This is a genomic window from Fructilactobacillus sp. X2R1C1, assembly GCF_059901435.1.
Genome location: NZ_JBWXUV010000001.1, coordinates 402,687 through 424,642 on the forward strand (window position 1 = coordinate 402,687; position 21,956 = coordinate 424,642).

The window sequence follows — 21,956 nt, forward strand, 5'->3', positions numbered from 1 at the left end:
CTAACGTCTCCGTTATTGCTGGACCTTTTGGGTATTTAATTACTTTTTGGAATCATTGGAGTTATTGGCATCAGAATCTTTTGAATCTTGAGGAGCACCATCAGCAGGACTACCAGTTGATTGTGGATTAACGTTACCGTTTTTGCTTCGTTTCATCATTTCTGCCATCAACATTCTGTACTGGGTCCGGTAAGCATTGTAGGCCTTCTGTGAGTCTTCCATGTTCGTTTGGGCGTCGTGAAGACGAGTCCCTAACTGTTGATTAGTGTACCCTGATAAGTTCATCTGAACGTTTAAAGTGGCGTTGTAAGCATGGGTTAGATAATGGTACCCAGATAACGTCGCCTTAGAAATCGTGCTAGCGGCGTGTTTAACCGTTGGCTGTTCACTGAAGTCGTCAATTCCGTTAACAATGGGGTCACTAATGTGTTTGTTCCAGTAGGAAATTAGTGGACCGGCAAAGAAGGCGACGATGATTGATGCAAATCCAACGGGGCCACCAGCAAGGACAGCGGCAATCAAGAAGAGGATATCTTGGATCACACGAGCCGTCTTGTACTTGATGTGTAGTCGTGATGATACAATTGGAGCAATGGCATCATAGGGGGCAACACCCAGATTAGGAGCCATGTAGATTGAACTACCAGCCGTAAATAGGATTAGTCCCAAGAAGGCATTAGCAACGATTACGAAGAAGTTAATCCCCGACGGGAAGATTTGTTGGTAAAATTGAGTGAAAATTTGAATCTCAAATCCAACTAACACCATGTTCATGATGGTTCCAATTCCGATCATGTGACGGTCAAGGAACAAGACAAACACGAAGATTACCAGGTTAGCCAGTAACTGGTACAAACCAAGTGACATGTGCAGATGGTTTGACATACCAATATTAACGGCAGTAAAAGGATCAAGACCTAAAATCTTGCTTGATCGAAGTAACGTGGCACCAAGTGATAACATGGTGATACCAACAAACGACATTAAAACTTTAAGTAATATATTAAATGTTTTACCGTACCAAGTCATTTGTGGTGCGGCAGTATTGCCTGATTGGGTAGAATTACTCATTGAATAGACTTCCTTCTTAATTTGATATTTGTATTATAACTTATTGCATACAGGATTGTAAGGGCTGGGCGGCACAAACGTATTGATACGGGCAATAAATTACAAGAGATGACTAATTTTGAAATATGTATTATAATTCTTGTTAACTTGAACTAATCATTTAAGTTGATTTTGTATTTGGAGGGATTGCTTATGAATATTAAAGTATTAAACAAGCAAGGCGCTCTACCAGTCAAAGACTGGCAACAGCGTGAAAATAACCTTTTTCGAGTTCATCAGCTAATGCACAATAAGAAACTTCAATTGAGTAAATCAGCCAGAGCAATGATTGCACCCATCTTGAAACCGTTAACTTAGTAAATTTTAGTGATTTAATTGCAAGGTGCTGCGGTTTCAACTAAAATGCAATTGTCTAGGAAGTGAGTATAATGGTTGATTCAGATTTGAAACAACAGGTCAAAGATTTATTGGCTCGTAATAAAGAGCTTAAAAGTAAAATTCAAGCTTTGACAAGTGGTACTGACATTTCAGATAAGAGCACTAGTGATTTGAAGTCACAGGTGGTCCAGTTTCAAGACGAATTAAAAAATGCTCTCGATCGAGCTACTCAGTATGAAAATAAATATAATAAAATGAGTACTGAATACATGGAATTATCAAATCAGTATCATGAATTGCAAACGCAACTTGACTCGTTAAAAAATAAATAAGTGTGAGGAGAACATTCTTCACGCTTATTTATTTGCCAAGTTAATCTCTCATGTTTATGGTCGAATGGTGAAAATATGGCAAAAAAAGAAACAGCCAAAAAGAGAATAATTGAAGGAACGTTTGAGATGCTCCAAACTAAGTCTTATCAAGAAATTACGGTGAAAGACATTTCCAAACACGTTGGGGTTTCCCGGATGACGTTTTATCGTAACTTCCATACCAAGGAAGACGTCATCGTTGGTCAATTTCAGGAGACCTTTTCAACCTTTATTAATCGTTTACTAGCGCAAAAGGTCTCTAATTTTAACGGCCTAGCAACGACTTTCTTTACGATTATTAAAGAGAATAAGCGGATGATGGATGTAATCGTTGATAATGATCTGTCTTATTTGTTACTTAAAATCTTAAAAAAATACATTACGAATTTGGTTGACGACGATATATTAGAGTTGCGCGCCAATTCATCGAAAATGCTAATTGCGTTGATTTCAGGTGGTTTAACTGAAGTTTTACTAACGTGGACAGAAGACGGGATGGAAGAGCCCGTTGAAGAATTGGTCATCTTTGCATCGAAGTACATGAACTTTAAGGTTAACTAATTTTTTAATTTAAAAATATGTATAAAAAAAGAGCTCTGCGATTGCAGAACTCTTTTTGTTTGGCTAAAATTAGTCCATTGGAGTAACGTTAGCAGCTTGGGGACCACGGTCTCCTTCTTCAACGTCCAAAGTAACCTTTTCGCCTTCGTCAAGGGTCTTGAAGCCATCCTTGTTGATAGCTGAGTAATGTACGAATACATCACCATCATCAGTAGTAATAAAACCATAACCCTTGTCAGCGTTAAACCATTTAACAGTACCTTGTTTCATAATATGAAACCTCCTAGCGCATAGCGCAATAAATTTTTCAGTGTTGCTTAGTTTGAATCTTAAAAGGAAGTCATTTCATAATAATACAAAACAAGAAACCTTAGAAACTCGAAACCATTCACACATCTATTTAAATATAACATAAATTCTACTGATGTCAATATGATAGACTTATATTAATCAATTAAAAGAAGATGAAGGCATGAAAACATTAATAATCGTTTCACACCCCAAGTTTCAGGACTCAATTACCCAGGAATTTCTAAGAACCAGTCAAGCTGATTTAGCCGATGTTACATGGCACTGTTTAGATGAAATATATGGAAGTGATCCAATTGACGTGCAAGCTGAGCATGACCTCTTAAATAAGGCTGATCGGATCATTTTTCAGTTTCCACTTTATTGGTATAGTGCCCCCTCATCGCTTAAAGTTTGGGAGGATGAGGTCTTAAGTCGGGCCTACACGTATGCTAATGAAGATGGCCGTTTAAAGGGCAAGAAACTCGGAATCGTGACGAGTGTGGGCTACCCTAAATCATCGTTTGCGGTGGGTGCTAGTCAATCCTTTAGTATTTCTCAAATTATGACACCATACGAAGCCCTTGCTAGACAAGCAGGTATGAAGTTTATGACACCACTTGTGATTTCGCAATTTGGGTACATGTCGGATGATGAGAAAAAAAAGTTGCTTGTTGACTACCAGATGTATTTGACAGCTAAGTATCCCTTTAACTTTAACGAACGTGAGACGTGGATGGCTTTTCAACTAAAGAAATTGGCAACTGGAAGTATGAAATCACATAAGCAGGATCTGGATTTAATTATTAAAGAAGTGGAAACCAGTCAAGATAATTTAAATGACTTAAAGGAACAAATTAACCTAATTCGGAATCAGGAGGAAGACTAATATGGATGATAACGAAGAATGGACGACTAATAAGATTAATGAATTAATTAAGACCCAGACGTCATTTATTAATCGTGCACTGTTATATGGATGTAAACAGTTAGTTAAAGAACAGGCCAAAAGAAATGAGCAGGCTGAAAATGAAATTGATGGGAGAAGTTGGAGTCCCGAAAAATGGTAAGGACTCTTTACGTTGATGGTATTGACAACAAAAGGGACCCGTCGTTAAAGACGAGCCCCTGTGGGTACGGTTTGATTTAAAAGCTCCGGTTTGGGAGCTTTTTTATTTATAATACTAAATTCGTTCGCTTCGGTCTGAAATAATGTATTGGTTTATTAAGGCTGCCAGAATCGAACCGACAAGTGGTGCTGTTAGATAAAGCCATAGTGATTTTAATGCTAATCCGCCAGCAAAAATAGCGGGGAACAATGATCGGACGGGATTCATTGAAGCGCCGGTTAACTTACCACCAACAATTACCAAAACAAAGATGGTAAAGCCGACGGCAATTGGTGACTGAATGGCATACATATTTGTTTTAGAATGGTTTAAGACTAGGATCACAATTAACAAAGTGGTGGTCAGTAGAACTTCGGTGAAGAAAGCAATTGGAGCGGAGATGTGGGGGAAGACCGTTCCACCTAAATAATTAGTGCTAACTTCCTTGTTCCAACTTTCACCAGTCTTGTTAAGCAGTGAGACGTAGGTTAAAACGACACAAATTTCACCTAAGAGACCGCCGACTAGTTGACTAATTACATAAATAATCGCCTCTTTTCCGGGCATTCTTTTAGTTAAATACATGGTAAGGGTTACGGCTGGATTTAGATGAGCTCCTGAAAGTGGTCCAGTGGCATAAACCAGAATGGATAAGGTGAGACCCCATCCAACCGACGGACCTAACTGGTCAGCGTACGGTCCGCTGAAAATGATGAGGCCTGTTCCTAAATAGATTAATAAGGCAGTCCCAACCAGTTCACCAAAGATTTTTAATTTCATTATTAGGTTCCTCTTTGAACTTCGGCCACGTCATTGATGATTTTAAGAAAGGTATCTGAAGATAATGAGGCTCTTCCAATCAACATTCCGTCGATATTTGGTGATGAAAAAATGGCTTTGGCATTTTCTGGGGTGACTGCTCCACCGTATTGAATCCTAATCTTTTCGGCAGTGTCATTTCCAAAAATAATCTTAAGGGAGGTGCGAATCACCCGTGCTGCATGTTCAATCTCCGCTAATGAGGCTGTTTTAGCGGCACCGATGGACCACGATGGTTCGTATGCGATGACTAAATGTTCAGCATCCTTTCTGTTGATGCCAGCAAATGAAACGGCAATTTCGGTTAAGGGTGACATCTCCAGATCATCAGGATTATAGGTTGAGGTATCCTCCGAGATTGCCACTACCGGAGTGAGGTGATTGCGAAAGCTGCCCATGATTTTTAATCCAATTGTACCGTTCGTTTCTTTAAACATCTTGCGGCGTTCATAGTGACCAATTATAGAACCATTGATTCCAAGGTCTGATAATGCAACCGGGGACGTTTCTCCGGTGTACGGACCTTCGTCGGCCCAGTGCAAATTTTCGGCAAAAACTTCGATGGGCTCTTTTTGGGATTGAATGAACTGAACCATTTTATAAAGGTAGACGTTTTGAGCCGCAATGCCAACTTGAACGAGGTTTTTATCAGGCAACTTACCTTCTAATGATTTTAAGAAGTCCTCAATATCTTTGCTGGTTTTGTTCATTTTCCAATTTGCTAAAATAAGTGGAATTCGATTACTCATTGAGACTAGCCTCCTTTAGTTTCTTTAATTGAGACTGATGGCGGATCTTAAAGTATTCCCTGGTCATGTTTTCTTTAGTTGCTCGATCCCAGCCTAATTGGCGGCTTATTTCATCGATGACCGGCCTCTCGATTTGATCGGTTTTCTCAGAATCAAATAGGAGGTAGTTCGTTCTTCTAAGTAAGAAGTCGATCGGGCGACTGATCATTTCGTGATCGATTGAGTAGTGAAGAACACTTGTTTCTGCCAAGGTTAAACCTGGCGCAGTGACGCCACTGGCAACGTAGTTAGCGATTAAGGGAGTGTTTGATCCAAACAGGTTGGCAATCGCCATGGCTTCCTTGGTGCTTAAGCCGCGGTTGACTAAGGTGGCAGCATAACTTTTAATGTTGCCATTAACGTCGTTTGAATCGAAGTGGCCACCAGAGATTTGGTAATTTTTAGAGTCAATTAATGAAACAGGTTGATCAAATTTTTGTTCCAGTTCTTTTTTGACGAGTTTCATCGTGTCTTCGCCCATTAGCCGGTAATCAGTTAATTTACCGCCAGAGACGTTGATGACACCGTCGACCAGTTTGATTTCAAATCCACGTGAAACACTTGAAGCACTTTGGTCGTTTGAAACTACCGAATGAACGTAATTGTTAACGTCGTTGTGGTCAATCTGTTGGTTAAAGTATTGATTGATTTTAGTGTCTAAGTGGTGCAGATCGTCGTCATTTAAGTTTTTGTGCGTGGTATTCCCGTTATAATCACCGGATTCAATCAAAGGACGAATGCCAGCCCAGCTTGCTTCTATATCGTTAGTCGTTAAGTTAGCGTTTGGGAAGTGTTGGTTAACGGCCTTTAAGAGATAGTCAACATCTTTTTGATTAACGGTTGGGTTGCTGTAATCACCATTGTAATCCGTGTCCGTCGTTCCAAAGTAAGTTTTTCCAAATCTTGGGATGATAAAAATCATCCGACCGTCGTCTAACCCAGAGTCTAAGTAAACGGGGAGGGGCACCTTAAGTTTGCTTTGATCAACTACTAAGTGAACTCCCTTGGTAGGTCTGATTTTTTGCTTATGATCGTAATCAAACATTTTAACAATGCCATCGTACCAAGGGCCTGCCGCATTGATGACGATTTTGGATTTAATTGGAAATTCGGTGTTATCTTCTCTATCAATCACGTTTACAATCTTTTGATTGTGATCGTTTTCGATGTTGACTGCTTTAACGTGACTAACGGCAACGGCACCATCACTGACTGCTTGTTTAATGTTTTCGATTGTGAGGCGCGCATCGTTATTTTTGTAATCAAGATAGACTCCCATCCCAACTAAATGATTGTGGTTTAGGTTGGGTAATTTTTTCTCTGCATCCGCTTTTGACAATGTTTGGTGTGCAAAGGGACTGTCTTTTGAAACGTTGGCTAAACGATCGTAAATGGCCATGGCGACTTCTGCGCTTAACGGGGTGAAGGTGTCATCCTTATTATCGTAAAGTGGCAGTAGCATTTTAGAAGGACGAGGGATGTGTGGAGCGATATGTTGCACAATGGCTCGTTCCTTGACGGTGTCGTTTACGACGTCAATATCAAAAGTCTTGAGGTAGCGGATTCCCCCATGAACGAGTTTGGTCGAACGACTACTGGTTCCTTCAGCAAAATCCTGCATATCAATTAAAGCGGTTTTGAGACCCGAAGCAGCGGCCTGAACGGCAATGCCTGCTCCAGTGATGCCACCGCCAATGATTGTGACGTCAAAATCATCATTTTTAAGTTGATCAATATCTTGGTTTCGGTTTTTATACGAAAAGTTATTCATTTTCATTCTCCTGAGGCTTAAATGATTCAGTTGCCTTAACTGCTTGTTTCCAGCCCGAATATAAGCTTTCTGCTTCATCTTTTTCCATGCTGGGATTGAAGATGGTGGGCTCAGGCTGAAGTTTTTTAAGTTCGTCAATACTCTTCCAGAATCCGATGGCTAGTCCGGCTAAATAGGCGGCGCCACGTCCAGTCATTTCAATGTCTTTTGATCGCACGACTGAGGTCTCTAAGAGATCGGATTGAAACTGCATTAAATAGTTATTTAACGAGGCTCCCCCATCAACATGGAGGTTGGTGACTGGCATATTAGTATCATTTACCATGGCACCCACAACGTCCCGACTTTGATAGGCAATGGACTGTAACGTTGCCTTAACAAAGTCATTTTTGGTGGTTCCACGTGATAAACCGAAGACCGCACCACGCGCGTCTGGATTCCAGTACGGAGCACCTAATCCAGTGAATGCTGGGACGACATAAACCTCGTTGTGATTATTAGACTTGTTGGCTAGATTTTCGGTATCGGGAGCCGTTTTAACTAACTGCATGCGATCCCTTAGCCACTGGATGGCGGAACCAGCAATAAACACGGATCCCTCCAAAGCGTAGGTAATTTGACCACCAATTCCATAACCAATCGTGGTTAATAAGCCGTTGTGTGAGTATTTGGGCTTTTTTCCCGTATTCATCACAATAAAGGAACCGGTGCCATAAGTGTTTTTAACATCACCGGAATTAACCGCTAAGTGACCAAACAGAGCGGCTTGTTGATCGCCTGCGATTCCAGAGATGGGAACCGAAGCACCAAAAAAGTTTTCCGGCAGACTCTTACCAAAGACTCCCGATGAGTCTTTGACTTCTGGAAGCATGACTTTAGGAATATTGAGAATGTTCAATAATTCTGGATCCCAGTCGAGATTTTCGATGTTATATAGCATGGTTCGAGAAACGTTCGAATAATCAGTCGCATGAACTTCACCGCCCGTTAGTTTCCAAAGTAACCAACTGTCGATCGTACCAAACAGAAGTTCACCATTTTCGGCTCGTTCCTGGGCACCAGAGACTTGATCCAAGATGTATCTGATTTTAGTGGCAGAAAAATACGCATCGATAATTAAGCCGGTTTTCTTTTGCACCATGCTTTTATACCCGGCATCAATCATTGTTTTGGCTATTGGGGCAGTTTGACGTGATTGCCACACAATGGCCTTAGAAATGGGCAATCCACTTTCTTTGTCCCAAATTACGGTGGTTTCTCGTTGATTAGTAATTCCGATACTAGCGATCTCATTCGGATTAATCCGGCCCTTGATAATGGCGGTTGCCATCACGGCTTGGGCGGTTAACCAAATTTCGTTAGCATCCTGTTCCACCCAACCGGGTTCCGGGAAATACATGGTTAATTCTTTTTGATCGCTAGATACCACGTTTGCGTTTTTATCGTAAATGATAGCGCGAACACTGGTGGTTCCTTCGTCAATTACTAAAATATATTTTTTCATTTTGTCTATCACTTCTTACTTTCACAAATAAACCATATTTCACATAATTATTAAATGTGCCATTTTCCTAGGATTCGCTTGATGGCAGCATTCATAAACTAAAGAAAACGTTTTCTTTAACGGTTAGTATACTACCAATATTAAATTTCACAATAAAAACATCCTGGATAATATCCGGCTTTGAGTAAGAAAATGAGTAATCACGTGGGTTAACGTTCGTTAAACTTTATTCATTTTATTATATGTAGTTGATGAATGAACTGATGGAATAAAAAAAGGATTCACATTTTTAGATAAATGTGAATCCAGATGGATTAATTATTTTGATAACGGGTATGAATTAGGCTTTGTTTTCTGATCCAAAGACTCCAATCCGGTCTAGGCACATGTTTTTAAGCGCGTTGGTTCCAGCCTTTAAGAAGATTCGGGGGTCATAATTTTTTCCTTCGAGGTCTTTATCAGAGTGGACGTAGTCACGCATTGCTTGGTGGAAAGCTAATTGTCCCTCAGTATTGACGTTGATCTTAGAGATTCCTAATTGAATAGCCTTTTTGATTTGGTCATCAGGAATTCCAGAGCCGCCATGGAGAACCAATGGGATTTGCTTTCCCGTATTATCATAAAGGGCTTGGTCGATCTTTTTTAGATGAGCAAAGTTTAAACCCTTCCAGTCCTTTGGATACTTACCGTGGATATTACCGATGCCAACTGCCAGCATGTCTACGCCAGTCTCGGCCATTTTGACGGCTGAATCAACTGGTGCAATTTCACCATCAGCAATTACTCCGTCCTCTTCACCACCAATGGTTCCGACTTCAGCTTCGACACTAACGTCTTCTGCATGTGCTAACTTAATTAGGGTCTTGGTTTTTTCAAGGTTTTCGTCTAACGGGAGGGCAGACCCGTCAAACATGATTGAAGTGAACTTGATTCCAAGGGTTTTAATGGAGTCGTAGTAGTTTCCGTGATCGAGATGGATTGAGACCGGTACGGTGATGTTTAGTGCATTGTGCAAATCCACGATCAAATCATAGGCTAATCTAAAACTGCCCATGTAGTTGGCCGCACCAGAAGTAACCTGCATAATGACCGGTGACTTGGCTTCTTCACATGCTTCTAAGATGGCTTTCGCCCATTCGAGGTTGTTGACGTTGAATGCCGGAACGGCATAGTGTTCTTTTCGAGCTTTATCTAACATTTCAGTACTGTTTGTAATCATTTTATTTTCTCCCTTATTCCCAATTTTCTTTTTGAAACGTACTTACATTTCCGTGGACGACGTATTTTGGATTTTGATCATTAGCCTGATTGACGGCATCAATCAACTGGTTAGTTTGATTGCCATATTGGGCAATTTTAATCAAGAATGGAACTAGATCATCTTTCCAAGTCAATCGTTTATCAAATCCGTATTGGATCCACACACTGTTGGTTTTGGTGTCGTTCCAAGCACTGGCACCATGATACGGACGATCATCGATCAGAATTCCACCAACGTAGTGAACGAGACTCTTATCGTGAGTCATTGTGATTTTTTTGTAAAAGGGGCTTCCTTTTTCTTGACCAAAGTAGCGTTGAATCCACGCTACCTTATCCTGCCAAGCACTTGGATTGCTCCACGGAGCAGTAGTGAGGATGTACAAATCATAATATTTTTTTAATTGATTAACACTTTCAATCGCATTTTCGGTTGGATCAAGATCCTTAAAGATGCCGGGGATCCGATCAGGACGAGCTCCGGTTGGTAATGATTTCGCCCGTTGGTTTAGAACAGGGATGGTATTAACTAACACGTTATCCATGTCTAAAAATAATTTTATTGGTTTGTTTGCTTTCATGAAACATAAGATTCCTTTCCTTTTTTGATCAATAAATTAATAATCAAAATTATTTAAGCTTGGATAACTAGAACATACCACATTATGATTAATTTGCCTCAAATGAAAATTGAGCTCAATCCAAAAAAGACGCAAACTCGTCCCTTACGTAATGAATTTGCGTCTTACAAATATTAATTCCTAAATTATCTTGCCCAATGATTGATTGGACCATATTTATGACCAACTTGGATCTCGTCTTCGATTGCGCCATCAACGTATTGTTTGGCAATCTTAATGGAATCGGCAACAGTGTGTCCCTTTGCCAGTTCAGCGGTAATGCCAGCTGAAAGAGTATCACCAGTTCCGTTTTTACGGTCGGTAGTAAAATAAGGGCCGTCGATATTAAAATGTTTGCCGTCTTCAAGTAAAACGTAGTCAGAAACCTTGGTCTGACTAGGGTCATCATGGCGTCCTTTGACAATTACGTTACTAGCCCCCATGTCCTGCATGACTTGAGCTGATTTTGCCATAAAGTTGGGATCGTCAACGTCTAAACCAGTCAACTTTTGCGCTTCAAAAAAGTTCGGCGTGAGGACGGTTGCCATGGGAACCAGTTGGTTTTTCATGGCGTCAAAAGCATCCGTTTCTAAAAGCATGGTACCAAATTTGGTGGTGATTACTGGATCAACCACGAGGGGACCAAAGTCATAGAGCTGATAATCTTTTACGACCGTATTAATGATGTTAGCGTCTGATAACATGCCAGTTTTAGCAGCCAAGATGTGAAAGTCATCACCAAGGTCTTTAAATTCCTGGTCAATAAAACTAGTCGGCATGTTAACACTATCGTGAATCCCATATGAATTACCCGATACACATGCTGTGATAATCGATGCCCCATAGACCCGACGGGCAAAGAAAGTGTTTAAATCAGCTTGGACGCCAGCACTACCGTCGCTATCGCTTCCAGCAATCGTTACTGCTTGTGGATAATCTTTAGCCATTTTTGTGTCTCCATTCTAGTTTGATTTGATTTTTACCTGTTCCATGTATTATAATACTAAGAGCTGATGTATTTAAGGAATTAGACTTAATTGGAAGGAGTTTTTCATCATGAGAATTTGTCATCCAAATGGTGTCCAAGGTCGTCGTCCGATCGACACTAAAAAACGTAAAGCAAAACAAAAAGAAGTAGCAGACTTACAAAAGTTTTTGAAACAAAAACCTGCTAAATAATTGAACTAATTAACTTTTACTAGACGTCTGATTATTGATTTATTTTGATAATTAGTGGTCTATTTTTTTGTGCTTTTTTATTGATAACCATTGAGCAAGGTGTGATAATGATGGTGAAAATTATGGGAATGGGATGATAAAAATGGGAGTTGTAGGTTTCTAACCTAAAATGATTTTTGTAAATGAGTTCTTAATAAAGGAGACTGAAAATCATGACTGATGTAAAAATTCCCGACTATGACAAAAATAATATGCCTAAGACCACTAAAAGTGCGGTCTTAGAAAAAATGTTTGATATTGATATGAAGGACACTAAGTTAAAGAAAATGGGTCCAACTGATGTTTTGATTAAAGTTGTGGCCGTTGGAATCTGTGGTTCAGATGTTCACTACTATGACCAAGGACACATTGGTGATTTTGTGGTTAAAAAACCCTTAATCTTAGGACATGAAAGTTCTGGTGTGATTGTAGCAGTGGGTGATCAAGTAACCGACTTTAAACGTGGTGATCGAGTCGCAATGGAACCGGGCGTTCCCTGTGGTCATTGTGAGGCTTGTCGAACGGGTCATTATAACCTCTGTCCTAACATGCAATTCATGGCGACCCCGCCAGTTGATGGTGATTTAACTCAATTCATCGTTTATCCACAAGACTTTGTTTATCACATTCCTGAAAACGTTTCTTATGAAGAGGCGACTCTAAATGAGCCATTGTCAGTTGGCGTTCATGCTACACAAAAATTAGGAGTTGACGTTGGTTCAACAATTCTCATTTCTGGCATGGGTCCCGTTGGATTGCTTGCGATCTTAGCCGCAAAGGCCCATGGTGCTGACACCATCATTGTCAGTGATACCGAGCAACTCCGACTTGATACCGCCAAGAAGCTGGGAGCTACTCATGCAATTAACATTAAAAATGCGGATGTTTTAGACGAAGTTAAGACCATCACAAATGGAACGGGCGTTGATTACGCCATTGACGCTTCAGGATCAGTTCCAGGTGAACAAACTTCACTTCACGCGCTAAAGCGGGGTGGCAAAGTCGCCTACATTGGTGTCCCAACAACCGACCAAACGCCACTGGATGTTCCGTTCATGACTGACCATGAAACCACCATTATGGGGATCTTTAGATACTGTAACAACTACAAGACTGGATTAAAGATTTTAGCTAAAAACACTGATAAGGTTGATAATCTATTAACTAACTTTTATCCACTAGATGAAACGAAAGCGGCTCTTGAAAAATCAAGAACGGATAAATCGAACTCTTTAAAGGTTATCATTTACCCAAACGAGCAGCTGCGAAAATAGATTAAACTTGAGTTCTGCGTTTCTTTAGCGCAGAACTTTTTTTATTTAAAATAATTTGATAAAACAGTAGACAGCTAATTAATAACTGTGTATACTTGTGAACAACAAATTAAGTAATTCATTATTGCTGTGTAGTTCAGTTGGTAGAAACGCTTCACTGTTAATGAAGATGTCGCTGGTTCGAGCCCAGCCACAGCAGCTACAAAAAAAGCACCCCTCATTTGATTGAGCGGTGCTTTTTTGTGAAATTAGTTAATCAAAAACCCAAATTCAACTCGGGACTTTTGATATTAATGCTTTTTACCCTTTTTAGCTTTTTTTGGTTTACTTTTTTTAGGTTTTGGCATTTGTCTAAGCTGGTCTTTCATGCCTTCAATTTCTTTTGCATGCTCTTGTTTCCATTCTTTGAATGAAGATCCTGAATCAGAATCGGCCGGTTTAAGACCGGTATCTAACCAGAATAATGCTTCTGATAGACTAGGGAAATTGTGCAACCAAAGCGTCTGACCATTCTCTGAATCGAAAGCAACGTATGAGCGGGAGCGCCGCTTTAAGAAAGTATGCTTTCTAATCTTAAACGCTTCCCTTTTTCTAGTTAAGAAGTAATCTGGTAGAATGTACTTACCGGGAGTCATTAACTTGGGAAAACGTTCATTTTTTTGAGCATGACGGTCCTTGAGCATTGCTAACGCTTGATCAACTGTAATTAATTTTGCAGCTATGTCAGCCATTGTATGAATCCCCTCCTGTATGTTATTTTCGCATAAATATTACAAAATGCAAAACGATATGATTAAATGTAATAATTAATTAAGATTTTAATTCAAATGGAGCTAAAATGGCAAAGAATAAGAAGTATTACGCGGTAAAGCAGGGGAGACACCCTGGAATTTATCCGACGTGGGAACTCACTAAAAAGCAAGTTGATGGATTTACGGGAGCTGAGTATAAAAGTTTTGCAACTAAAAGAGAAGCTGGGGCGTACTTATATGGGGTTCAATTTGAAAACCATCCGGTGAAAAGTAAAGTAGGTAAACGCCCAACCATCATTGTATTTACCGATGGTGGTTCCAGAAATCACGGTAATGTTGCTGGTGGTCACGTCAAATCAAACGATAAGGCGGCGTGGGCATACCTAATTGATGCTCCGACCGGTCAGCACGTTGATTCAGGCGGTGAGTATGGGGTGACTAATAATAGAATGGAGATTATGGCACTCGTGAAAGCTTTGAAATGGTTGTTTGATCATCAGCTTAACGACCAGAGTGTTGGGGTTGTCAGCGATTCAAGATACGTTTTAAACGCCATTACTAAACACTGGATTGACGGGTGGAAAAAGCGTGGATGGAAACGTAGTGGCGGAGAACTTAAAAATAAGGAACTCTGGCAACAATTGGATGATTTATTGAATCAGTTTCCTAACATCCAATTTGGTTGGACGAAGGGTCACGCCACAAATAAAGGGAACGTCTTCGTGGACGAGAAATTGAATCAAACTATGGACAAAATGTAAATTTTCCTAATAATAAGGTTAAGACCTAAAAGGAGTGATTCAATGACGAGTGAAAGAGAAAAAATGACTAAGGGAGAATCTTATAATCAATTTGATAAAGAACTGATTAGTCGAAGGATCCTTTGTCGAAAGCAGTTGCAGGAGGCTAATAATACCCCTAATAATGAGAGGCGGAACCAACTGATTCAATCCTTGTTAAAAAAGAGCGGACCAAGATTCTTTGTTGAGACTGGGATGGAGTTTGATTATGGCTTCAATATTTACATCGGAGACAACTTTTACGCTAACTACGGATTAACGCTGCTTGATACGGCTCCAATCACATTTGGTAAAAATTGTTACATAGGTCCTAATTGTGGACTTTATACAAACGTCCATCCTTTGAATGCTAAGGAACGGGTTGCAGATGTTGAAATGGCGGCCCCAATTACAATTGGTGATAATGCCTGGTTTGGCGGTCATGTCACCATTGTTCCCGGCGTGACACTTGGAAACAATGTGGTGGTTGGTGCTGGAGCTGTTGTTACCAAGTCGTTTGGAGACGATGTGGTTTTAGTCGGAAATCCAGCTCAAGTATTAAAAAAGATTGATAATAATTAGTGAATTTTACTTATTATCTTAGTTGTGTATAATGATAGTGAAAGATAAGTAATTATCATTTGTGTGACCTTTACAACGCTATGCAAGTGGCTCTATGAGCACCATACATAGCGTTTTTTGTTGTGAAAAAAGCGTTTGGAGGGATTTCTTTATTTTTAAAAAATTTAATATTGATAAATTCGTCTTTATTCCAACCTTATTAATTTTTGGAATTGGTTCAATCATTCTGATTATTGGTGGTTCCAAGTTGCAAGGAGTACTAGCGGTAGCCTTAAATTGGATCACTAATCAAATGGGCTGGGCTTATATGGTGGTTTACATAATTAACTTCTTATTTTTTATGTGGTTAATCTTTTCAAAGTATGGTGCTATCCGCTTGGGTGAGCCCCACTCCAAACCAGAGTATAGTGATTTGCAGTGGGGCAGCATGGTCTTTGCGACCGCAATTGATGCCAGCATTTTAATGTTGAGTATGGTGGATCCGCTTCGATACTTGCAGCATCCTCCCTTTGGGGCTAAACCATTTTCACAGAGTGCTTATAATTATGCGCACATGTTTGGTCAGTTTAACTGGGGACCAATGGCATGGATGATGTTTGCTCCGGCTACGATTGCCATTGCTTATATTCTATTTGTTAAACACGGCAAGGTACAACGCCTTAGCTCTGCCATTGATTTTATTCAAGGTGAGGCTAGGTGGAAGTATTACACCAGACAGCTAGTTGATTTTCTGGTTGTCTTTGGAATTATGGGTGGTGTTGGATCATCGGTTGGAATGGAAATTCCCATTATTTCTAATGTTTTAAGTCGTTTATTAGGGATTCCAGATAATTTGGAACTTAAAACTGCGCTCTTTGCGGTGCTATTTGTGATCTTTGCCTGGACCGTTTATAAGGGATTAAATGGTGGAATTGATCGTTTGAGTGATGCCCATATTTGGACAGCCATTATTTTCTTAGCCTTTGTCCTGTTAGTTGGTCCAACTATTTATATCTTAAGTTCAGAGACCAACAGTTTGGGACTCTTGGCTGATAAGTTTGTTTCCATGTCGACTAATACCATTCCCAATGGAACTGCGGACGTTGCCAAACTGGAAACGATTTTCTACTGGGGCTGGTGGTTGTCATACATGCCGGTCATGGGACTGTTTATTGCTCGTATTTCTAAAGGACGAACCATTCGTTCCACTTTGATTGGAATGCTTGGTTACGGTTCAGTAGGATGTTTAAGTTTTTATGCAATTCTTGGTGGCTATTCGTTATGGTTACAAAGGACCGGCCAGATTAACTTGGTTCATATTTTGAATACGCAGGGGCAGGCTGCTGTCATTACTGCTGTATTATCCAGTTTGCCCTTTAAGGTAATTGTTTTTATCGTTTACTGTATTTCGTGTTTTATCTTTCTGGCGACGACCATCTCGTCCTCAGCTTTCATTGTTTCCTCATTTACAAGTTTAGGGTTAAAGGAGGGACAGGAACCAACCCAGTTTAACCGAATGACATGGGTTGTTGTCTTTGTCTTATTCTCGTTTGGACTAGTAGTTGTCGGAGGATTTAGTACCATCCAGACCTTCTGTGCGATTGCTGGATTTCCATTAATGTTCGTATGTATCATGATATTGATATCGATTTACCACATGGTTAAAAATGATGAAGGAATCGTGCTTAAAAATAAAGCAATGGACAATCTAAGAATTAAACAAAAAAAGGAAAAGATGCGTCGTATTCATGCTAAAAAAATGGTAAAAAGTATTGAAGACGCTCAAAATGGTGCTGGTGAAGCGTCGCTACCTGATCCTAATAAAGAATAATGAGTTAATAATAATCAGTGGGTTGCTACTGATTATTTTTTTATTAAAAATCATAAAATTAATGATATGATGTTATTGAAAGGGGATGAAGACAATGGAAAAATTTAAACCATTGACATTTGAAAGGATTTTATTGACAGTTGATCCCGACGATAGTAAGTCAACGCAACGGGCTTTTCGTTACGCAGTTACTATTGCCATTAAGTTTCATGCGGCACTTGGAATTTGCTCGGTGTTAGAAAATAATGATATTAATATTTATGATTCTTTAACACCAAGTAAAATCGAAGCAAAACGGGATCATTTACGAGAAGTGGTTGGTAATTACACCGATCGAGCAAGTGACGCTGGCGTGGAGGACGTAACTCCCATTATTTCGGTTGGTGGGAACATTGACGATGAAATCTTGGATGCCATTGCTCCCAAGTTTAAGGCAGATCTCTTAATTTGTGGAGCTGATGCGACCGGTGAACACGGTAATCGTAGTATTAGTGTTAAACTGGTTAAGCAGTCTAAAATTTCAACGATTATCATTCGTTAGTCTAAAGTTTTTAATAATAGGTAGGGTAGGTAAGGGTTTTGTCAGATAAGTTAAGAGATTTTTTTAATGAAGGTACCACCGATGAGATTACTAAAAAGATGCTTGGAACGTTACTGGTTTATCATTCTCCAAAGGGGTTGATGAGCGGATACGTTACCGAAGCGGAAGCCTACCTGGGACAAAGAGATTCAGCAGCGCATGCCTATCAGGGGAAAAGGACCCCATCGAACGAAGCCTTGTATGGTGTTCCTGGCACGATTTATATCTACTCCATTCATGGTCGACTTTGTTTGGACGTTGCTGCTCAGGCTAAGGACGTACCAGAGGGAATTTTGATTCGTGGAATCGAACCTTATCAAGGGATTGACTTGATGAAACAAAATCGTAAGAAAAATGGTTTTGAATTGACTAATGGCCCGGGAAAATTAATGGATGCCTTGGGGATTTATGACAAGGATATGAACTTGATTGAGCTTGGTAACACCGCCCTTGACTTAGACATTGATCATGTGAAAGTCCCAAAAGAAGTGGTCGAATCGGGACGAATTGGGGTTAGTGACCGAGGAACTTGGACGGACAAGCCGTATCGTTTCTACGTTAAAGGGAACCCTTATGTGTCTAAGATACCTAAGCGTGATATGGATTTAAAAACATACGGATGGAAATAAGGAAGGGATGCTACTTTATGAAAGTGGCATCCCTTTAAAATTGTTTTATTTTTCATTGTACAGGTTTTTTAAACCATGAATGTCACTAAGACCAATCTGATTAGGATCAAGTGAATTATAGTAGGTGTCATTTGGGAACATGATACTTTCTTGAGCGTGATTGTGCTTAAGTCCCATTGCATGACCAAATTCGTGTTCGGTTGTTAGTAGTTGTTGTTTATAAGTGTATTGCATGTTGCTCATTACCCGCGGATTGAGCGTGATTTTGGCACCTGACTGATAAGTGTGATTTTTAACGTTGACGGTTTTAGTGAGATTCAAAGTAACTCCAGCGTACCGATTACCCTTCCAGAAGCCAGTATTACTATTGGTAGTACCAATGGTTGTCGGAACTTTGGTTTTGGAACGAATCCAAGTAAAAGCGTGCGTTTTATTCCAGTTTCTGGCAGCTTGTTCAATGATAGTTTGGTACGATTTGGGAGTTCCTCTCCGAATATAGTATTTGGCGGTGGGGTGTTCATAACGAAAACCAATGTTAGGGTCAACTTTCTGATCAGCTTCAGTGGTCGAGCTGGCGAGAGAACTAAAGGCAATCATTGAAACTAATAATACCATTAGGGTTCCCACAATTTTGATTGATTTTTTCATTTTTGATCCACCTTTCATCCCTGATTTAGTCTGAAACAAATCCATCTTAGCATAGCGAAACAGAATGGAGAACAAAAAAGAAATGGGTCCGAAATTCTTAATGATTTCGGATCCATTTTCATTACTTTTATTTTTTGAACATGTATTTAGCGTCAGCAACGTGATCCTGAGAAGTGAGAATTTTAGGACCATCTTCGGTGATTGCTAAGGTGTGTTCGTATTGAGCTGAGTATGATCCATCTTGGCTAACGTAGTAGGTCCAATCGTCTTTTTTATCATAGTCATCTTTGATTTTCCAAGTACCGAGGTTAACCATTGGTTCAATGGTAATGGTCATGCCCGGTCTGAGACGCATTCCATGACCGGCAACCCCATAAGCTGGAACAGCTGGATCTTCATGAATGGAAGGCTGGATGCCATGTCCAATTAATTCTCGGACATCACCCATATGGTTTTCGTCTTCAACGTAGTGTTGAATGGCAGCACCAATGTCTCCAATTCGATTACCAACTTGAGCTTGGTCAATGCCAAGGTATAGTCCTTTTTTAGTAACTTCCATGAGTTTCTTGATCTTTGGTGAGACTTCACCAACCGCGTATGACCAGCAGGAGTCACTTTCAAAACCGTCTTTATTGACACACATGTCAACTTTGACAATGTCGCCTTCCTTTAATTTTAAGCCCCGACGCGGGATTCCATGGGCAACTTCATTGTTGATTGAGATGCAAGTCCCGTAGTTATAGCCGTCAAAGCCCTTTTCTGATGGAGTAGCCCCGTGGTCAGTAATGTACTTGTCAGCGAATTCTTCAATTTCCCAAGTATCAACGCCCGGCTTAATGATTTTTTTCAAACCATTGTGGACACCAGCTAGAACTGCACCAGACTCGGCCATTTTTTTAATTTCACGATCCGATTTTAAAGTAATCAAGTGAATATCTCCTTTTATTAGTTGGATAAATTATTTTTTCTTCCATAATTAAAATTAAATAAAGCGTAAAAATAATTTTTAATTACCAAATTTAGTTAAAATCTCACACCTCTAATATATCACTACTGGGCCTATTATTTCTAATCATAAATTAACCGACGTCTTTGTGAAAGAACATCACAATTATTTTTATAAAATTTAAAGATTGAGAGGGATCGTGTTACAATATCAATTAATTAAGTGATAAATTAATAATTATTCTAAAATATGAAGCAAGATATCGGGTTTAGGTAACAAGTTATTGTTTAAGAAGATTATTTTTTATTCTTTGAGATAAAAGAGGCGACGAGTTTGGTAGCAAAAGTAAAATATGTAGGGCTTTTTCTATGCAGCATGGTTTTGTTAGTGTGCCTATTTTCCAGAATTGTAAAAGCCGATGGGTTAATTGATTATTCCCAAAATAATAATACCAACGTTGGCCTAAACGTGCAGGGAAGATTTAATGTTCCAATCATCAATCCCTTTACCCCAAGTGAAAATTCCAACATTGGTGCTAATGGAGCGGCTGGTGAGAATAATGATCAAGATGCCGTCGATTATGTCCCCAAAGATTTAACCTTTCAGGCTCTCAGTGACCCACATTTTGCGGATAGTCCGTTAACTTCAAGTGGCTCTAGCACGTCTAAAGATGGAAGTCAGAATAACTTTGTGTTTGTCCAAGTTCATGACTTTGGTGATACCGGACCAATGGAGTTAAAGGCCACGCTTGAAGCCGATGGGAATGGAAACGGGTTTGTTAACGGTGATGGAGATGCCCTTCCCGGAGCGTACATTGAATTAAAGAATACCCAACTGTTTCAATATGACATTGGGGGTGCTGTGTACAATAATATCTCACAACCAGCGTCACCAGACAACATTGGAACTACCACCATTACGACTGATGCAGATGCTCCGGTAATGTTGTCGAATACTAATAATGGCCCCGCTGATCAGTCAATGACTCCGGTTGGTTCGTTTGGCGTGTATGAATTAGCGTGGACGTTAGGAGATTTCCGCCTGGAAGTTCCGTTTAATAGTAATAGTTTTACTGGCTATGATAAAGTCCCTAGTCAAGATAATGAATACAACGGCACAATTGATTGGAATTATGCTCCTCAGGTTCACTAAAAAGTTAGGACCCTAATTATGAAAAAGTTCGTTAAATCACTATTAATCACGCTGATTGCTTTATTTATGGTGGTAGTCTTGGCCACTTTGACGACTTCGGCTGCTAGTATGAGCAGTACGACCCCAATCCAGGTCAAGATTGATGACAGTTATCATGTGTCACATGATAATTCATACTACCAGATTATAACTAACCAAGCACGTGATTATCCCATCGCCATCTCGATAACTAATTTAAGTAAAACCAACGCTTGTCAGATTAGCACCCGAGTTGATTCTGCGTCCACATCATCTAAGTTGGCGTTATTTTTTAATAATAATCAAAGTCAGTTTCGTGGATTACCCGTTAACATGCGCCAAGTGGTCTCATTTAATGAGTTAAGTGATCGTGATTTTCAGTTAGCTCCCAGGCAAACTCGGATCGTGAAAATGTCCCTTAACCTAAATAATGATAAGTTTCGCGACTTTAATGGCGAAATTCTTGGCGCAGTGACTTTTACACAAGATGCGCCGGCAGTTAAGGGTGAGATTAATAATCAATTTTCTTACACCATCCCGATTGAGGTTAGAAAAGGGAAACCGCAAGGTAGTGAGATTGAGGCAACCAAAAACGATCTCAAGAAGGATGCCGTCAAGCATGCAATGTTTACTTTTGGACTAGTAAATAAAAAACCGGCCATGTTAGATGACGTGAAGGCTAATGCAACGTTGAAGAACGTGACGCTGAACCGAATTATGACAAGTACCAAGATTAGAAGGGGTCAGGTTGCGCCCAACAGTGAATTTGCGATCAAACAACCGCTAAATAAGCAATTATTGCCCGGTAGGTACGTTGCTACCGTTAATCTCAGTGGTAAGAATTCAATTAGTGAGTCGCCTAGTCACGTTAAATTACAAAGGGAATTTATCGTTAACCCGGTTGACTACATCAGGACATTTTCAGATCGAACACTCTTGATTATGATCGGAATTATAGTTGCGTTAGGCCTGATTGTCGCAATTTTGGTATCTCTAGTAATATTTAATCATCGAAAACACAAGGTGTAAGT

At 39.9% G+C, this 21,956-nt stretch carries 26 protein-coding genes and 1 tRNA gene; 15 read left to right on the plus strand and 12 right to left on the minus strand.

Annotated elements, in window-relative coordinates; genetic code table 11:
- Positions 1 to 39 precede the first annotated feature (39 nt).
- Positions 40 to 1,071: a YczE/YyaS/YitT family protein gene (locus AC6UDG_RS01890; RefSeq protein ID WP_500706265.1), complete on the minus strand. Its 1,032-nt coding sequence runs from the start codon at positions 1,069 to 1,071 to the stop codon at positions 40 to 42.
- Positions 1,072 to 1,263: 192 nt separating this feature from the next.
- Between AC6UDG_RS01890 and AC6UDG_RS01895 the strand changes: the two genes are divergently transcribed.
- From AC6UDG_RS01895 to AC6UDG_RS01905, 3 genes are all read left to right on the plus strand, one after another.
- Positions 1,264 to 1,428, plus strand: a complete 165-nt coding sequence (locus AC6UDG_RS01895) for a hypothetical protein (RefSeq protein ID WP_500693440.1) — start codon at positions 1,264 to 1,266, stop codon at positions 1,426 to 1,428.
- 71 nt (positions 1,429 to 1,499) lie between these two features.
- Positions 1,500 to 1,781: a hypothetical protein gene (locus AC6UDG_RS01900; protein WP_500693441.1), complete on the plus strand. Its 282-nt coding sequence runs from the start codon at positions 1,500 to 1,502 to the stop codon at positions 1,779 to 1,781.
- 75 nt (positions 1,782 to 1,856) lie between these two features.
- Positions 1,857 to 2,381 carry a TetR/AcrR family transcriptional regulator gene (locus AC6UDG_RS01905; RefSeq protein WP_500695318.1) on the plus strand — a complete coding sequence of 175 codons (525 nt, stop codon included), beginning with the start codon at positions 1,857 to 1,859 and terminating at the stop codon, positions 2,379 to 2,381.
- A gap of 69 nt (positions 2,382 to 2,450) precedes the next feature.
- On the opposite strand, the gene AC6UDG_RS01910 is transcribed toward AC6UDG_RS01905, so the two are convergent.
- Positions 2,451 to 2,651, minus strand: a complete 201-nt coding sequence (locus tag AC6UDG_RS01910; RefSeq protein ID WP_010022560.1) for a cold-shock protein — start codon at positions 2,649 to 2,651, stop codon at positions 2,451 to 2,453.
- Between the two features lie 202 nt (positions 2,652 to 2,853).
- On the opposite strand from AC6UDG_RS01910, the gene AC6UDG_RS01915 reads away from it, so the two are divergent.
- Complete coding sequence (locus AC6UDG_RS01915) at positions 2,854 to 3,558, plus strand: NAD(P)H-dependent oxidoreductase (protein ID WP_500706266.1); 705 nt, start codon at positions 2,854 to 2,856, stop codon at positions 3,556 to 3,558.
- Position 3,559: 1 nt separating this feature from the next.
- Positions 3,560 to 3,739: a hypothetical protein gene (locus AC6UDG_RS01920; RefSeq protein WP_500693444.1), complete on the plus strand. Its 180-nt coding sequence runs from the start codon at positions 3,560 to 3,562 to the stop codon at positions 3,737 to 3,739.
- A gap of 114 nt (positions 3,740 to 3,853) precedes the next feature.
- Here the strand turns inward: AC6UDG_RS01920 and AC6UDG_RS01925 are convergent, their stop codons facing one another.
- The 7 genes from AC6UDG_RS01925 to thiD form a co-directional block, all read right to left on the minus strand.
- On the minus strand, positions 3,854 to 4,558 hold the full coding sequence (locus AC6UDG_RS01925; protein WP_500693445.1) for an MIP/aquaporin family protein: 705 nt from the start codon (positions 4,556 to 4,558) through the stop codon (positions 3,854 to 3,856).
- 2 nt (positions 4,559 to 4,560) lie between these two features.
- On the minus strand, positions 4,561 to 5,346 hold the full coding sequence (gene tpiA, locus AC6UDG_RS01930) for a triose-phosphate isomerase (protein WP_500706267.1): 786 nt from the start codon (positions 5,344 to 5,346) through the stop codon (positions 4,561 to 4,563).
- The gene (locus AC6UDG_RS01935; RefSeq protein WP_500706268.1) at positions 5,339 to 7,156 is read right to left on the minus strand and encodes an FAD-dependent oxidoreductase; all 1,818 of its coding nucleotides are present in this window, start codon (positions 7,154 to 7,156) and stop codon (positions 5,339 to 5,341) included. The genes tpiA and AC6UDG_RS01935 overlap by 8 nt, the downstream gene beginning before the upstream one ends.
- Complete coding sequence (gene glpK, locus AC6UDG_RS01940; RefSeq protein WP_500706269.1) at positions 7,149 to 8,660, minus strand: glycerol kinase GlpK; 1,512 nt, start codon at positions 8,658 to 8,660, stop codon at positions 7,149 to 7,151. Before glpK ends, AC6UDG_RS01935 begins: the two co-directional genes overlap by 8 nt.
- 340 nt (positions 8,661 to 9,000) lie before the next feature.
- Positions 9,001 to 9,879 (minus strand): class II fructose-1,6-bisphosphate aldolase, encoded by an 879-nt coding sequence (gene fba / locus AC6UDG_RS01945; protein ID WP_500706270.1) that lies wholly within the window; start codon positions 9,877 to 9,879, stop codon positions 9,001 to 9,003.
- A 13-nt stretch (positions 9,880 to 9,892) separates the two neighbouring features.
- Positions 9,893 to 10,498, minus strand: a complete 606-nt coding sequence (locus AC6UDG_RS01950; RefSeq protein WP_500695304.1) for a 5' nucleotidase, NT5C type — start codon at positions 10,496 to 10,498, stop codon at positions 9,893 to 9,895.
- Positions 10,499 to 10,683: 185 nt separating this feature from the next.
- A complete protein-coding gene (gene thiD, locus AC6UDG_RS01955; protein ID WP_500706271.1) occupies positions 10,684 to 11,484 on the minus strand; it encodes a bifunctional hydroxymethylpyrimidine kinase/phosphomethylpyrimidine kinase in 801 nt (266 codons plus the stop codon).
- 109 nt (positions 11,485 to 11,593) lie between these two features.
- On the opposite strand from thiD, the gene AC6UDG_RS01960 reads away from it, so the two are divergent.
- The 3 genes from AC6UDG_RS01960 (at position 11,594) to AC6UDG_RS01970 (ending at position 13,228) form a co-directional block, all read left to right on the plus strand.
- Positions 11,594 to 11,716, plus strand: coding sequence for a hypothetical protein (locus tag AC6UDG_RS01960; protein WP_010022570.1), 123 nt, complete (start codon positions 11,594 to 11,596; stop codon positions 11,714 to 11,716).
- A gap of 212 nt (positions 11,717 to 11,928) precedes the next feature.
- The gene (locus AC6UDG_RS01965; RefSeq protein WP_500693452.1) at positions 11,929 to 13,029 is read left to right on the plus strand and encodes an NAD(P)-dependent alcohol dehydrogenase; all 1,101 of its coding nucleotides are present in this window, start codon (positions 11,929 to 11,931) and stop codon (positions 13,027 to 13,029) included.
- A 125-nt stretch (positions 13,030 to 13,154) separates the two neighbouring features.
- A tRNA-Asn gene (locus tag AC6UDG_RS01970) sits at positions 13,155 to 13,228 on the plus strand.
- A gap of 91 nt (positions 13,229 to 13,319) precedes the next feature.
- Here AC6UDG_RS01970 and AC6UDG_RS01975 read toward each other — a convergent pair.
- Entirely contained in the window at positions 13,320 to 13,760 is a 441-nt protein-coding gene (locus tag AC6UDG_RS01975) for a hypothetical protein (RefSeq protein WP_500693453.1), read from the minus strand.
- Between the two features lie 107 nt (positions 13,761 to 13,867).
- Between AC6UDG_RS01975 and AC6UDG_RS01980 the strand changes: the two genes are divergently transcribed.
- From AC6UDG_RS01980 to AC6UDG_RS02000, 5 genes are all read left to right on the plus strand, one after another.
- The gene (locus AC6UDG_RS01980) at positions 13,868 to 14,542 is read left to right on the plus strand and encodes a ribonuclease H family protein (RefSeq protein ID WP_500706272.1); all 675 of its coding nucleotides are present in this window, start codon (positions 13,868 to 13,870) and stop codon (positions 14,540 to 14,542) included.
- A gap of 42 nt (positions 14,543 to 14,584) precedes the next feature.
- Positions 14,585 to 15,142 carry a sugar O-acetyltransferase gene (locus tag AC6UDG_RS01985; protein ID WP_500696482.1) on the plus strand — a complete coding sequence of 186 codons (558 nt, stop codon included), beginning with the start codon at positions 14,585 to 14,587 and terminating at the stop codon, positions 15,140 to 15,142.
- A 94-nt stretch (positions 15,143 to 15,236) separates the two neighbouring features.
- Entirely contained in the window at positions 15,237 to 16,952 is a 1,716-nt protein-coding gene (locus AC6UDG_RS01990; protein WP_500706273.1) for a BCCT family transporter, read from the plus strand.
- Positions 16,953 to 17,046: 94 nt separating this feature from the next.
- Complete coding sequence (locus AC6UDG_RS01995) at positions 17,047 to 17,493, plus strand: universal stress protein (protein WP_500693457.1); 447 nt, start codon at positions 17,047 to 17,049, stop codon at positions 17,491 to 17,493.
- Between the two features lie 38 nt (positions 17,494 to 17,531).
- Positions 17,532 to 18,161 carry a DNA-3-methyladenine glycosylase gene (locus AC6UDG_RS02000; RefSeq protein WP_500693458.1) on the plus strand — a complete coding sequence of 210 codons (630 nt, stop codon included), beginning with the start codon at positions 17,532 to 17,534 and terminating at the stop codon, positions 18,159 to 18,161.
- Between the two features lie 45 nt (positions 18,162 to 18,206).
- On the opposite strand, the gene AC6UDG_RS02005 is transcribed toward AC6UDG_RS02000, so the two are convergent.
- Both AC6UDG_RS02005 and map read right to left on the minus strand, forming a co-directional pair.
- Entirely contained in the window at positions 18,207 to 18,809 is a 603-nt protein-coding gene (locus AC6UDG_RS02005) for a matrixin family metalloprotease (protein ID WP_500706274.1), read from the minus strand.
- Positions 18,810 to 18,936: 127 nt separating this feature from the next.
- Positions 18,937 to 19,737: a type I methionyl aminopeptidase gene (map, locus tag AC6UDG_RS02010; RefSeq protein WP_500695297.1), complete on the minus strand. Its 801-nt coding sequence runs from the start codon at positions 19,735 to 19,737 to the stop codon at positions 18,937 to 18,939.
- Between the two features lie 351 nt (positions 19,738 to 20,088).
- On the opposite strand from map, the gene AC6UDG_RS02015 reads away from it, so the two are divergent.
- Together AC6UDG_RS02015 and AC6UDG_RS02020 are read left to right on the plus strand one after the other, a co-directional pair.
- A complete protein-coding gene (locus AC6UDG_RS02015) occupies positions 20,089 to 20,907 on the plus strand; it encodes a hypothetical protein (RefSeq protein ID WP_500706275.1) in 819 nt (272 codons plus the stop codon).
- An 18-nt stretch (positions 20,908 to 20,925) separates the two neighbouring features.
- Positions 20,926 to 21,954, plus strand: a complete 1,029-nt coding sequence (locus AC6UDG_RS02020) for a WxL protein host-binding domain-containing protein (protein WP_500706276.1) — start codon at positions 20,926 to 20,928, stop codon at positions 21,952 to 21,954.
- Positions 21,955 to 21,956 lie beyond the last annotated feature (2 nt).

Coding starts and splice junctions, on each gene's coding strand:
- AC6UDG_RS01890 (WP_500706265.1), bottom strand. CDS start 1,071: ATGAGTAATTCTACCCAATCAGGCAATACTGCCGCACCACAAATGACT.
- AC6UDG_RS01895 (WP_500693440.1), top strand. CDS start 1,264: ATGAATATTAAAGTATTAAACAAGCAAGGCGCTCTACCAGTCAAAGAC.
- AC6UDG_RS01900 (WP_500693441.1), top strand. CDS start 1,500: ATGGTTGATTCAGATTTGAAACAACAGGTCAAAGATTTATTGGCTCGT.
- AC6UDG_RS01905 (WP_500695318.1), top strand. CDS start 1,857: ATGGCAAAAAAAGAAACAGCCAAAAAGAGAATAATTGAAGGAACGTTT.
- AC6UDG_RS01910 (WP_010022560.1), bottom strand. CDS start 2,651: ATGAAACAAGGTACTGTTAAATGGTTTAACGCTGACAAGGGTTATGGT.
- AC6UDG_RS01915 (WP_500706266.1), top strand. CDS start 2,854: ATGAAAACATTAATAATCGTTTCACACCCCAAGTTTCAGGACTCAATT.
- AC6UDG_RS01920 (WP_500693444.1), top strand. CDS start 3,560: ATGGATGATAACGAAGAATGGACGACTAATAAGATTAATGAATTAATT.
- AC6UDG_RS01925 (WP_500693445.1), bottom strand. CDS start 4,558: ATGAAATTAAAAATCTTTGGTGAACTGGTTGGGACTGCCTTATTAATC.
- tpiA (WP_500706267.1), bottom strand. CDS start 5,346: ATGAGTAATCGAATTCCACTTATTTTAGCAAATTGGAAAATGAACAAA.
- AC6UDG_RS01935 (WP_500706268.1), bottom strand. CDS start 7,156: ATGAATAACTTTTCGTATAAAAACCGAAACCAAGATATTGATCAACTT.
- glpK (WP_500706269.1), bottom strand. CDS start 8,660: ATGAAAAAATATATTTTAGTAATTGACGAAGGAACCACCAGTGTTCGC.
- fba (WP_500706270.1), bottom strand. CDS start 9,879: ATGATTACAAACAGTACTGAAATGTTAGATAAAGCTCGAAAAGAACAC.
- AC6UDG_RS01950 (WP_500695304.1), bottom strand. CDS start 10,498: ATGAAAGCAAACAAACCAATAAAATTATTTTTAGACATGGATAACGTG.
- thiD (WP_500706271.1), bottom strand. CDS start 11,484: ATGGCTAAAGATTATCCACAAGCAGTAACGATTGCTGGAAGCGATAGC.
- AC6UDG_RS01960 (WP_010022570.1), top strand. CDS start 11,594: ATGAGAATTTGTCATCCAAATGGTGTCCAAGGTCGTCGTCCGATCGAC.
- AC6UDG_RS01965 (WP_500693452.1), top strand. CDS start 11,929: ATGACTGATGTAAAAATTCCCGACTATGACAAAAATAATATGCCTAAG.
- AC6UDG_RS01975 (WP_500693453.1), bottom strand. CDS start 13,760: ATGGCTGACATAGCTGCAAAATTAATTACAGTTGATCAAGCGTTAGCA.
- AC6UDG_RS01980 (WP_500706272.1), top strand. CDS start 13,868: ATGGCAAAGAATAAGAAGTATTACGCGGTAAAGCAGGGGAGACACCCT.
- AC6UDG_RS01985 (WP_500696482.1), top strand. CDS start 14,585: ATGACGAGTGAAAGAGAAAAAATGACTAAGGGAGAATCTTATAATCAA.
- AC6UDG_RS01990 (WP_500706273.1), top strand. CDS start 15,237: ATGAGCACCATACATAGCGTTTTTTGTTGTGAAAAAAGCGTTTGGAGG.
- AC6UDG_RS01995 (WP_500693457.1), top strand. CDS start 17,047: ATGGAAAAATTTAAACCATTGACATTTGAAAGGATTTTATTGACAGTT.
- AC6UDG_RS02005 (WP_500706274.1), bottom strand. CDS start 18,809: ATGAAAAAATCAATCAAAATTGTGGGAACCCTAATGGTATTATTAGTT.
- AC6UDG_RS02020 (WP_500706276.1), top strand. CDS start 20,926: ATGAAAAAGTTCGTTAAATCACTATTAATCACGCTGATTGCTTTATTT.